The organism is Ruminococcus sp. (assembly GCF_024691275.1).
In the GTDB taxonomy this organism is placed as follows: domain Bacteria; phylum Bacillota; class Clostridia; order Oscillospirales; family Ruminococcaceae; genus Ruminococcus.
Genome location: NZ_JAILNU010000089.1, coordinates 1 through 11,494 on the forward strand (window position 1 = coordinate 1; position 11,494 = coordinate 11,494).

The 11,494-nt window shown below is 44.2% G+C and carries 11 protein-coding genes; 1 reads left to right on the forward strand and 10 read right to left on the reverse strand.

Annotated elements, in window-relative coordinates; all coding sequences use genetic code 11:
• The 7 genes from rplU to K6G33_RS11080 form a co-directional block, all read right to left on the reverse strand.
• Nucleotides 1–113, reverse strand: a 113-nt coding sequence (gene rplU, locus K6G33_RS11050; protein ID WP_296779433.1) for a 50S ribosomal protein L21, incomplete at its 3' end; no start/stop codon positions are given.
• Between the two features lie 175 nt (nt 114–288).
• Nucleotides 289–1,488, reverse strand: a complete 1,200-nt coding sequence (locus K6G33_RS11055; protein ID WP_296779407.1) for a DUF6348 family protein — start codon at nt 1,486–1,488, stop codon at nt 289–291.
• 46 nt (nt 1,489–1,534) lie between these two features.
• Nucleotides 1,535–2,500, reverse strand: a complete 966-nt coding sequence (gene prmA / locus K6G33_RS11060) for a 50S ribosomal protein L11 methyltransferase (RefSeq protein WP_296779410.1) — start codon at nt 2,498–2,500, stop codon at nt 1,535–1,537.
• A gap of 14 nt (nt 2,501–2,514) precedes the next feature.
• Nucleotides 2,515–3,657, reverse strand: a complete 1,143-nt coding sequence (locus K6G33_RS11065) for a dockerin type I repeat-containing protein (RefSeq protein ID WP_296779412.1) — start codon at nt 3,655–3,657, stop codon at nt 2,515–2,517.
• A gap of 14 nt (nt 3,658–3,671) precedes the next feature.
• Complete coding sequence (locus K6G33_RS11070) at nt 3,672–5,990, reverse strand: transglutaminase family protein (protein ID WP_296779414.1); 2,319 nt, start codon at nt 5,988–5,990, stop codon at nt 3,672–3,674.
• A gap of 2 nt (nt 5,991–5,992) precedes the next feature.
• Nucleotides 5,993–7,162 carry a DUF58 domain-containing protein gene (locus K6G33_RS11075; protein ID WP_296779417.1) on the reverse strand — a complete coding sequence of 390 codons (1,170 nt, stop codon included), beginning with the start codon at nt 7,160–7,162 and terminating at the stop codon, nt 5,993–5,995.
• A 2-nt stretch (nt 7,163–7,164) separates the two neighbouring features.
• Nucleotides 7,165–8,100, reverse strand: coding sequence for a MoxR family ATPase (locus K6G33_RS11080; RefSeq protein ID WP_296779419.1), 936 nt, complete (start codon nt 8,098–8,100; stop codon nt 7,165–7,167).
• A gap of 431 nt (nt 8,101–8,531) precedes the next feature.
• Here K6G33_RS11080 and K6G33_RS11085 point away from each other — a divergent pair, with 431 nt between their 5' ends.
• Entirely contained in the window at nt 8,532–8,981 is a 450-nt protein-coding gene (locus K6G33_RS11085; protein WP_296779421.1) for a VapA/VapB family virulence-associated protein, read from the forward strand.
• Nucleotides 8,982–9,032: 51 nt separating this feature from the next.
• Here the strand turns inward: K6G33_RS11085 and K6G33_RS11090 are convergent, their stop codons facing one another.
• The 3 genes from K6G33_RS11090 to rpsB form a co-directional block, all read right to left on the reverse strand.
• Complete coding sequence (locus K6G33_RS11090) at nt 9,033–9,725, reverse strand: hypothetical protein (protein WP_296779424.1); 693 nt, start codon at nt 9,723–9,725, stop codon at nt 9,033–9,035.
• Between the two features lie 63 nt (nt 9,726–9,788).
• Complete coding sequence (gene tsf / locus K6G33_RS11095; RefSeq protein WP_296779426.1) at nt 9,789–10,706, reverse strand: translation elongation factor Ts; 918 nt, start codon at nt 10,704–10,706, stop codon at nt 9,789–9,791.
• Between the two features lie 83 nt (nt 10,707–10,789).
• A partial coding sequence (rpsB, locus tag K6G33_RS11100; RefSeq protein ID WP_296779428.1) for a 30S ribosomal protein S2 occupies nt 10,790–11,494 on the reverse strand: 705 nt, incomplete at its 5' end.

An 11,494-nucleotide genomic window follows, 5' to 3' on the forward strand; every position in this document is an offset into this window, starting at 1 on the left:
ACCTTGTCAAAAGTAACTGTCTCATCAGCCTCTGCTGCGAGCTTCTCGATGAAGATGATATCTCCCTCGTTTACCTGATACTGCTTTCCGCCGGTTTCAATAACTGCGTACATATTGTGGCACCTGCCTTTTCAATAAACTCGCTGTTACAGGCGTGTATAATACAACTTTTTGAGCCTGTTTACAAGCGGCAATAATATTTTATCATAAAGTACGGGCTTTGTCAAGCATTTTTTTCAATATTTCAGAAAAACTTCCCCTGCAAAGTACAGGGGAAGTATGATCATCTTACCAGACTCTGTAGCCCTCGTGACCGATCTTGTATGATGTACCTGGTACATAGAGATCGTCAGGCTTGAGCTCCTTGCCGTTTTCCTTAGCTGTGTCGATAGCCTTTCTGAGTTCTCTGAAAGCCACGCTGTTTGTTACGATACGGGAAACATCTTCCTGTGTTGGCTTACCGCTCATATATTCAAGAACTGCCTGCTGGAGGTAGAAATATGTACGGAGCTGTGTCTTCTTGAACTCGATGCTCTGCTGCTCTTCGCCTTCACCCTCGAGGAGGAACAGGCTGTCGCCCTCACGGTAGCCGAGTGTGAGCTTTGCAAATATCTCAGGGATAAATACTCTGATCTCGGCAGCGATGTTCTTGTCTCCGTCAACAAGCTTTTCGAGCTTTTCTGTCATCTCGATGTATTCCTCACGGGACTTGATGTTCACCATCATATTGATAGTTTCCTTTGCAGCGTTCATGACGAGCTCCTTCTTGAATGGACACTTATCGTCTTCACGCTGAACGAATATAGCATACTGCTTCTCTGAAACGAACACCTCGTCAGCCTTCATCTCATTCTCAACATACTCATTGAAGTACTTTGAGAGCTCAACGCATACTGAACCGTTTATTCTTACCTCGATTATCTTCTTCTCCTTGTACTTTGCAAGGTAGATCCTGAGCCAGTAATACTTCTTTGAGCCGAGATACTTTGGTATCTCATTTCTGATGAAGTTTACGAGCATAGTTGGCTGCTTGTCCTTTACGCCTATTCTTACAACTGACTGGCAGTACATATCAAAATCATAGTGCTGTCTGAGGAAATCAACTGAAACAGGCTGTGGGTTCTTCTTGACCATAGACTGGTCGAGTGGGTGCCATACGCCGCCGTGGAATATCTCAACAGCCATTGATGAAGCTTCTTCGAGAGTCTGTCCCTGTGAATCTACAGGCTCGATAAGAGGCTCGTCAAAGTCGTCATGTCTTACAATAAAGATAGTCTGAAGGATCTGGATACCTTCGTTCTCCTCTAATCTGCCCACCTGAACATCAATTGTAAATCCCTTAGGCATTATTACGCAGTCATCGTAAAGTGTTCCGTTAAGCTTTGCGTTGAGCGCATCGAGGACGAGCTTCTTGATATCCTCTCTCGGATCTGCAGCTGTTGCAGCTACATCTTCCTTCTGATTGTTCTTCTTCTTAAAAATTCCCATTTTCTATTCTCCTTATGAATAATTATTAAATATGCATGGCATAATTTTAAACTGTAAACTTGACTGCCGCCCAGCCTTCGCGCACTTCAGGCTCGGGCTCCTTGAAGCCTGCCGAGATCAGCGCTTCGATAACTTCGTCCATTCTCTCCTCGATGATACCCGAAACAAGCAGTATACCACCGTCTCTGAGATAACGTCTGAAGCTGTCTTTCATTGCGATAAGAACATCTGCAACAATATTTGCTGCTATAATATCATACTTATCATCTATCTCATCGGCAAGTTTCTCATCTGTGAGGATATTGCCGAAATAAGTCTTGTATACATCAGGTGAGATATGGTTCTTGACTGCATTTTCAAGAGCTGTTACCGCTGCGTTTTCCTCAATGTCTACCGCAACTGCACTCTTTGCTCCAAGAAGCATTGCACCAATGGAAAGGATACCGCTTCCGCAGCCCATATCAAGGAGCTTGTCCCCTTTGTTCAGATACTTTTCAAGCACTTCAAGGCAAAGTCTTGTGGTATGATGTTTTCCTGTTCCGAAGCTGGACGCAGGATCAATTTCAAGGATTATCCTGCCGTCGGAGTTGTCGTATTCCTCCCACGAAGGCTTGATAACAAGCTTTTCTCCCACCTTGAAAGGCTTGAAATACTGTTTCCAGTTATTTGCCCAATCCTCTTCACGGATACTTGTCATCTCAGCTTCAAGTCTGCCGTAAGCTCCGTCAATGTCCGCAGCCTTCATCTCCGAGAGCATTGACTTTATAGTGAGGAGCATCTCTGCTCCCTGACCATTTGACGGGATATAGACTGTTATACAAGTCTCACATTCCGACAGACCCATAAGATCGTCATCAATGTAGTCCCACTGACCGTTTTTGTTCTCTAAGAACTCCTTGAAATCCTCGGGGTCTTTAATAGAGAATCCCTTGATACCGATATCGGTCAGCTTCGAGCAAAGCAGCTCTATTCCTTCTGTGGTCGTATAAATATTGACTTCTGTCCATTCCATTGAATATTTTCTCCTTATTTACAGATGAGCATGAGGTATAAAAGCACATCTGTATTGTCTATTTTGCCGTCGCCGCTGAGATCAGCAGCCTTTTTCTCGGCTTGTGTAAGCGCTGAAATACCTTCGGGAAGGCTCTCGCTTTTTGAAATGTACTCATTTATAAGTGCAAGGTCGTACTCGTCATTTCTTCCGTCATTGTTGACATCGCCTGGCGTGATCTTTTCAGCACTTTCGGCATATCTGAGCGGCGAAAGATCGACCCAGCCCTTTTTGCCGCTCACACTAACTTCGCCGTATCCGCCGCTGACGCTCAATACGTTAACGACTCCGCCGTCATCAAGCTTTGCGAAAGAGCTCTTTTCGTCTTTTATATCAGCCAGTATATCAACTTTTTCACTGCTGCCGCAATAATACTCTCCAGGTTTGTATACCACAGGAGCCTGATCCGGCAGAACTGCCGTAGTTGTTGTCGCTGCCGAAATTGTTGTAGCTGCTGTAGTCGTTGTCAGAGGTGCAGCCGCAGCAGTTTTTGCATTGAGCGGCACAAAGCCCTTATATGGATTTTTACCGCTGAGCGCCTGATAGCAGGTTATGCTGCTGTTGTTGTACGCCTTGAACATGAGTATCTCGTCCTTTGCAGGGTCAGCCATATATACATCGTCACCGATAACACCGTCGATATACACCCAGTGTCCGCCTACATTGCATATAACGTACATTCCCTTGTCAAGGTACTCCTTCAGTTCCCTTGCCTTACCGCTCTGATCCCCAGATCTGAAGCTGATATTCGCAGTTGCTATATTTATCTCGGGCACAGCTCTGTTCACAGATGCCCACGAGATCAGACCGCCGCCGCTGTTGAATGCGCCCATACTATTGAGCTGCCTTGCAAATACACCGGGGTCAAAGCTGTCAGTGTTCCTCGCTCCCGATGCGGCTGCGACCATTGCTATAGAAGTCACATAGCAGCCCGATCTGCGCAGAGTAGTACCGCCGATAGCTGTATTCCCCCATCGGTCATCAAGCTGCCGCCAAAGGCGAAAATCTTCAGCTGCTCTTACATTATGTTCTGTTCTTAACGCTCCTGCAAACACTCCTATGAATACAAGAAATGCCAGCAGGAGCTTAATTATTCCTTTATCTTTTAAAGACTGCATTTTAAAAACTCCGTTCACACCTTGTCAATTCGTGTATGTTTATTCTTTTTTGCTTCTCTTAAAGCATCATATGCCTTTATGTATTCTTCTATGGCTGCCTGTTTTTCATTTTCAGAAAGCTCGATGCCTCCGTATGCGGATTTATCGAACATTTCCACGATATCTCCGATATCAGCCCCCGATGTATCATGTACGATAACACCGACCTCAGACGAGGTATTGGCACTTTCGATATCATAGAGCCTGCATATCCTGTGCATTATCGCCCTGACAGTCTCGCGCGGTGAACGCTTCCTGCTGCGCATAATGAATATCTTATGTGCCAGGAAAGGATATACAAATGAGAACAGGACGGCAAATAATGCGATCGCAAGTATGTATAATCCCGCTCTTGACAGCATATCTGTAGCTGTCGTTTTTTTCTTCTCGACAACTTCATCGGTTATCGTCGGCTCAAAGCTGAGCCAGCCGTAGCCTCTGATGTAGAGCTCAGGGAAGCCGTGTGCGTCCTTTGTAGTCACAACATAATTTGCTCCGGGATTTATAGCGTTCTCCCTCGGCTTTGTCATATTGTAGCCTTCGCAGTATCTTGCAGGAATGCCAGCAGCTCTTGCGAGAAGAACCATTGATGTTGCATACTCATAGCAGACACCTCTTTTTGTATCAAAGAGGAATGTCTCGGCATTTTCGCCTTTCTTCTTATTGTAGCTCAGATCGTATATGTAGTCATTGTTATAAAAGTAAGCCTCAAGAGCATTTGCCTTATCATACTCTGTCGTACAGTTCTTCGTTATCCTGTCCGCCAGCTCCTTGATCTTGGTATTATTGCCGTAATCAAGGTAAAAATCAAGATAATCGTCATACAGCTTATAGTCGAGCTCGAAATAATTGTAACTTCTTAATGTGTCCTCATCCGTGTCATCTCTGTTTATTCCGTATTTTTGCCAGAAAAGAACGTTATCGGCATCTTCGAGCAGCTGCTTGTAATCGTACTGTGCGATATTATCAATAAAAGCTCTGTTTTTACTGCTTAAAAAAAACGTATCCGCACTGTAGTTGAATTTGAATTTCTCCACCGTCGAGAACGGCGAATCTATTGCATAAACAACGCCGTTGCGAAGTCTGGTCATCTTGTTTCTTCGTGAACATTCTGTCATAGTTATAGCGCCCTGCGGGACAGGTGCCATATGTGAACCGTCTGACATTCCGATCAAGCCGTATAAAGAATAGAACTTGACCTCACGTATCTCAGGCTGGTCGAGACCTTCGCTGACATACTCTGTAAGTCCGTACTTTTCGGCAAAATCACTGTCGGAACTTGCCGCACAGAGAATAGCATCTGCAATTCCCATCGGTGAACCGATATCAAGTGGAGCAGAATAAAGCGTCTCTCCGAAAACATCATCGACTTTGGTTACCTTCCAGCTGTCATCTTTGAAGTTATAGGTCGAAAATGTCTCCATTTTTATACGCAGAGGTTCCTGCGCATCCGCTTCATATACGAACCAGTTCTGACTTTTTGACCTGAACTGCTGACCTGATGTAGTATCTCTGAAAACGTTGAGCATATCATTGAGCCTGTCGGTCAGCGCTTCAGCGTTGATGAGAGATTCGAGATATGACCTGTCAGCCTCTACGGCAGGCTTCGGAATAATGGCAGCTATACTCGAAAATGCTACAGCATATGCAGCTATCGTTTTCCACGACTGCCTTCTGCCGATGAAGATCGACGTTTCGCTGTCCGCGAGCTGTCGGTAGTAGACCATCAGAAGTACATATCCTACTGTGAGAAGTATGATAAAGCCTGTGGGCATTTTCTCATATTCTTTACCGTATATGGCAAACGGTATTATGAAAATGAGAAAATTCATGAATATCCTGTACCTTACACGGGTGAAGTAGTATATTACCGATCCCATGAAAAGCAGGAACAGCAGGAAAAATCCCATGGTGTACCAGTAGTTGAATTCAACAGAGTCCTGAGGTGTCAGGAACCAGAGCATCCATGAGATACCGTAGTTCGCCGAACCTTTATCCAGCGAATAACGCACTCCGATGCCAAAAAGCGCTACAAGGACACCGTATACGCCATATCCTATGACATGGTGCTTCTGCATATAATCGAATATCCTGAACATCAGCCAGCCGCTTGCAAAAGTTGCAGCTCCCCAGCCAACAGCAAATAAATACCCCTGATTATCAGTCTTTATCCTGTCACGGTAATGATACATCAGTGCAGCCATTATCAGCGCTGTATACCAGAGAACAGGATCAGTCAGCGTCCTAACAAGAAATTGCTTCAGACTGAAATTTTTTGTATTGCTTTCTTTCATATTTATACCAAAATAAAGTTATTATCCTCATCAAGATACCACAGCGGCAGCGATGTAGAGTTCGCGGACGCTACGGATAGACCGATTATACTTACATTATCAGGATTATCTATGCAGTCACTAACTGCCGAGAATCCCTCTCCTGCATCTGTTGTTGCTATTACACAGGCACATACCGACGTATTCACCTGTTTCAGGTCGATCCTCTTATCGGGAACTACCTTAACAGCAAGTACCTTCAGCAGAAGCTGATTAGGATAATCGGGATTGTCTACACTTTCATTTATCGTATCCCCTGAACTTGACCTATAGACGAAATTACAAGCTATACCCTGCTTTACAAGCAGCGACAGCAGTCCGAACACGGAACGTATAAGCTGTTCTTCCGCTCTTACGGCATTTTCAGGAGGAACAGTATTTCGCCTGAAAAGATCAAGCACTATCACTGGCTGTACAGATGCAGCTGCTTCATCAAGTCTTACCATAAGCTTTGACTTTTTCGATGAAAGCTTCCAGTTGATGCGCTTGAGCGGGTCGCCTTGTTCGTATTCACGATGTTCATATCCCGGAGAAGTATTTGCCGAGAACATCATTGCGGTATCATTCTCCTCATCGTCATCACTCGTGAGAACAACATCTGCGATTGAACGAAACAGCTGTGTAGAGGCTTTAATATCAGGTATCTCAGGTATTACACCTACGGATACCGGCTGTAGCATGGACGACTTTAAGCGTATCTTGAAAAAGCCCATGAATCCACACGCATAAACTGCGCTGATACCAACTTCCCCGTTACCGCCGACCAAGGCATCGAACTCATATCTGAACGTTTTCTTGTTTTCATTGAGCATTGTCAGCTTACGGCTCTTTATGTCCTGACCGAATATTATGGAAGCATACGGACATACCTCCAGTATTGATGTGGGCAGCTGTCCCTTTTTCTCGACCATTACCGTTACGAGAAGCTTGCTCCCCTTTTTCACGTATGCGTCGCAGGTGAAGCTCACCTTTACGCTGTTCATTGCATACAATGTCAGTCCAAGGGATACAAGCGGTGCAAAAACTACGAAGGCAAGAAGGATTATTCCCATTTCGCCGTCCACGTAAAAAGTAAAGATGTAGACAAGAAATACGACCGCAAGGATACTCAGTACACTTTTTAGATACTTCATAATCAGCTCATCATGGGAACATTGCAGTTCTTGAGAACATATTCCACATATGCCTCGCCTGTACCGAAAGCAGTCTTGCCCTGCGGGGATAAAATTATCCTGTGGGCAAGCACGGCTGCTGCAACGTTCTTGACATCATCAGGAGTAACGTACTCTCTGTCATAAATATACGCATACGCCTTAGCAGCTTTGAAAAGCGCGATACTTCCGCGGGGACTTATACCAAGGATCGTATTTCTGTCCTGACGGGTCGAAGCTACTATATTGACGATATACTCCTTCACTTCATTGGTAACTCTTACCTTTTTTACATCCTCCTGCATAGCCGCGATATCATCAACTGTCATGACAGGTTCGGTGATATTGACAATAGGATTATTATTTTCAGTTCTGTCAAGGATCTGGATCTCCTCCTCAACTGACGGGTATCCCATGGAAAGCTTCATAAAAAATCTGTCCATCTGTGCTTCCGGGAGATGGAACGTACCATAAGTTTCTACAGGATTCTGCGTTGCCATAACAAGAAACGGTCGAGGAAGCTTGTGTGTCACGCCGTCAAGACTTATCTGGCGTTCTTCCATAGCTTCAAGAAGTGCAGACTGTACCTTAGGCGAAGCACGGTTTATCTCGTCAGCAAGAAGGAAATTGCACATTACCGCACCGTCACGGTATATAAACTCTCCCTTGGCGGAATCAAGCATCGTAAAACCTGCTATATCCGATGGCATAACATCAGGAGTTAGCTGAATACGGTTGAACTTACCGCCGATCGAACGTGAAAGAGCTGTTATCAGCTGCGTTTTTCCTACGCCGGGGACATCTTCAAGAAGAACATGACCTTCGCAAAGGAGTGCCGCAATAAGATTAACAACTGTCTCTTTTTTGCCGACAATTACTCTGCCCACTGAACCTGCAAGTTTACTTATATTACTGTTCATATTTTTTACCTCATAATTCTGAACATATTTATCCAATTAAATATATTATATCATATTTAGTCAAGGACTGCAAGAAAAAACCTTACGAAAATCCGTCTGTATTATTGTAACATCTTACAATAACGCCAAGCAGTTTGTGTGGAAAATTATATATATATTTTTTGAGCTGAACCACTTTCTCCTCACAGCAGCTTCAATTATCAATTATTTCATATACTTATAGTTAGTTATGCACAACAATGGCAACATATTTTCATTTATTCCGTCACTTGCGCTATCACGAAATATATGTTATAGTTAATATATACAATTGTTTGCCGCGGTTTATGATTATTATATATCATTTGTGTATATAAAATGTTATATATAGTCAAATTTAGCAGTTGTACTCTAATTATCACACACTTAAACTCAGAAAGGTCGGTATTATTATGGACAGCAACGAATTAAAAGCACAAATCATTGAAGGAATCGAAAAAGAACACAGAGGCAAAATGGACGATGGAGTTCTCGATGCAGCACTTCAGAAAATGCAGCTTACCGAAACAAAATATCACGCAACAGGCTCTATCCTCACTGTATTCTTGTATTCAAGAGTATACTGTGATATTGATGACAAAGTCTATGGCGCTAAATTTACAGGAAATGCAGGCGGTATCGGTTCTGTAGGCGGCGGCGCACTGATAGGTGATGTTTATACGGACGACATCGAAAGACTTTTAAAAGAAACTCACTCATTTGAAGTCAACGCCACAAACGTTTATACAAGTTTCCTGTTCTTCGACAAGCACAGCAATCTGCTCGGTCATTTCCAGGCAGGTGCAGTTTCATTGTCATGCGGCATATTCGGCGGAACAGGTTCCTGGGAGCGCCACAAATAATTATGTTGTTATAAAACCCGAAAACAATTGTTTTCGGGTTTTTTGCATATATCAGTAATAGAATTCTTCTCGTTTCTTTTTTCTTGCCGATGCATACAAGCATATTTCGCCAACTGCTCCGACCAATACAGCACCTATTCCGCCGCCAAACATCGCAAGTGACATAGTATCGGGCTTTTCGTCAATTAGTCTGAGTGCGGCAACTTCGGAAGCATCAATGCCTATCTCTTTCAAAGCGTTATTCCTTATCTTTATATATCCGCTGCTTTTAGGCTGCTCACAAAGCTTCCCCTCAATATGAACAGCTTCAGGCATTTCATTGGTGTTCCCGTTAAAATAATCAGTCCAGCCGCGATAATTCTTATCAAGCTTTTCCTTCAGATCAAATGACGAAACAGAAACTACATAGGCAAAATAATTACGAATATTCCCTGACATTTCACCGTCAATGAGCTTCTTCATATCATCAGCGCTTATGTTTTCGACAATGTAATAATATACTTCATGAGTATCTCCGCTGATGCCAAGTTTACCGTCCATTTCCTCGCAAGTTGCAAAATGGCCGTCAACATACGTGATATCAGCTTCTGCGCGACTCTCCTTTTCAAGATCTTCCATTGCCGCGCTATTAACCCCAAGCATTTTGCCGCTCATATACATTGCCGCATCACTGAACCCGACAACTGAAACGAGTACACCAAGCAGCACGATCACCAAAAATACTCCGCCAATTATTTTCCTCATACCAACACCCTATATAACAAAAAGGCAGCAACGTATATACGCCGCTGCCCTTTCATTATTAAATTACTTTATCATCTTTGCTACTTCGTCAGCAAGGTTGTCTTCCTTCTTTTCAACACCTTCGCCGCGCTCGTAACGGATAACGTCAACGACCTTGATAGAGCCGCCGAGCTTCTTAGCCTCAGCATCTACATAGCCCTGAACTGTAAGCTTGTCGTCCTTAACGAATGCCTGCTCAAGGAGGCAGTTCTCGCTGTAGTACTTGCCAACCTTACCTTCAACGATCTTTGCACGAACCTGCTCAGGCTTAGATGCCATCTTAGGATCCTCAGCCATCTGAGCCATCATGATCTCCTTCTCCTTCTCAAGCACCTCATCAGGTACCTGCTCACGGCAGAGATATGCAGCATTGAGAGCTGCGGACTGCATAGCTACGTCCTTACCGATAACTGCAACCTGATCTGCTGCAAGGTCTGTATCCATCTTTACGAGAACACCGATGCTGCCGCCATTGTGAATATAAGAAGCAAGCTTGCCCTCGAGTCTTACGAAACGACGGATAACGATATTCTCTCTGATCTTCATACCAGCGAGCTCTGTGAGAACTTCGCCTACTGTATTGCTGCCGCCGCTGATCTGCATAGCCTTGAGAGTCTCAACATCAGCAGGGTTCTTTTCGATAATTGTGTTTGCTACGTTAGCAACGAAGTTTCTGATATCGTCTGTGTTAGCAGCGAAGTCAGTCTCTGTGTTTACTTCGAGGAGAACGCCTACTTCGCCGTTTACAACAGCTGTAACTACGCCCTCAGCAGCAGCTCTGCCGCTCTTCTTAGCCTGTGTAGCAAGTCCTTTTTCTCTGAGGAACTCGATAGCCTTGTCCATATCGCCATCGTTCTCTTCGAGAGCCTTCTTACAGTCCATCATACCAACGCCTGTGGACTTCATAAGTTCTTTAATTTCTGCAACGGAAACCTTTCCCATTGTTATAACCTCCTATTTATTATTAAATCCGCAAAAACCCGAAGTGTTAGTTCGGGTTTTTGATTGTTCTAAATGTTTTATGATTATTCAGCGTCAGCCTCAGCTGTCTCTGCTTCCTCAGCAGGAGCCTCCTCAGCAACTGTAGCGTCATCGCCCTGTCTGCCTTCGATAACAGCGTTAGCGATTGTGCCTGCGATAAGCTTTACAGCTCTGATAGCGTCGTCGTTACCAGGGATAACGTAATCAACTTCATCAGGATCGCAGTTTGTATCTACGATAGCAACGATTGGGATATTGAGCTTCTTAGCTTCAGCAACAGCGATCTTTTCCTTGCGTGGGTCAACGATAAAGAGAGCTGAAGGGAGCTTCTTCATTGTCTTGATACCGCCGAGGAACTTTTCGAGCTTCTCGATCTCGAGGTTGAGCTTAACAACTTCCTTCTTAGGGAGAAGTGCGAATGTACCGTCTTCTTCCATTGTGTGGAGCTGCTCAAGTCTCTTTATTCTTGTCTGGATTGTCTTGAAGTTTGTGAGCATACCGCCGAGCCATCTTGCGTTTACATAGTGTGCGCCAGCTCTTGTAGCCTCTTCCTTAACTGAATCTCCAGCCTGCTTCTTTGTACCTACGAAAAGTACTTCGCCGCCCTGAGCTGCAATGTCACGAACGAACATATAAGCTTCTTCAAGCTTCTTTACAGTCTTCTGAAGGTCGATGATGTAGATTCCGTTTCTTTCTGTGAAAATGTATGGTGCCATTTTCGGGTTCCATCTTCTTGTCTGGTGACCAAA

Excerpts from the sequence above, each read along its gene's own strand:
- K6G33_RS11055 (WP_296779407.1), bottom strand. The coding sequence starts at position 1,488 with ATGGGAATTTTTAAGAAGAAGAACAATCAGAAGGAAGATGTAGCTGCA.
- prmA (WP_296779410.1), bottom strand. The coding sequence starts at position 2,500 with ATGGAATGGACAGAAGTCAATATTTATACGACCACAGAAGGAATAGAG.
- K6G33_RS11065 (WP_296779412.1), bottom strand. The coding sequence starts at position 3,657 with ATGCAGTCTTTAAAAGATAAAGGAATAATTAAGCTCCTGCTGGCATTT.
- K6G33_RS11070 (WP_296779414.1), bottom strand. The coding sequence starts at position 5,990 with ATGAAAGAAAGCAATACAAAAAATTTCAGTCTGAAGCAATTTCTTGTT.
- K6G33_RS11075 (WP_296779417.1), bottom strand. The coding sequence starts at position 7,162 with ATGAAGTATCTAAAAAGTGTACTGAGTATCCTTGCGGTCGTATTTCTT.
- K6G33_RS11080 (WP_296779419.1), bottom strand. The coding sequence starts at position 8,100 with ATGAACAGTAATATAAGTAAACTTGCAGGTTCAGTGGGCAGAGTAATT.
- K6G33_RS11085 (WP_296779421.1), top strand. The coding sequence starts at position 8,532 with ATGGACAGCAACGAATTAAAAGCACAAATCATTGAAGGAATCGAAAAA.
- K6G33_RS11090 (WP_296779424.1), bottom strand. The coding sequence starts at position 9,725 with ATGAGGAAAATAATTGGCGGAGTATTTTTGGTGATCGTGCTGCTTGGT.
- tsf (WP_296779426.1), bottom strand. The coding sequence starts at position 10,706 with ATGGGAAAGGTTTCCGTTGCAGAAATTAAAGAACTTATGAAGTCCACA.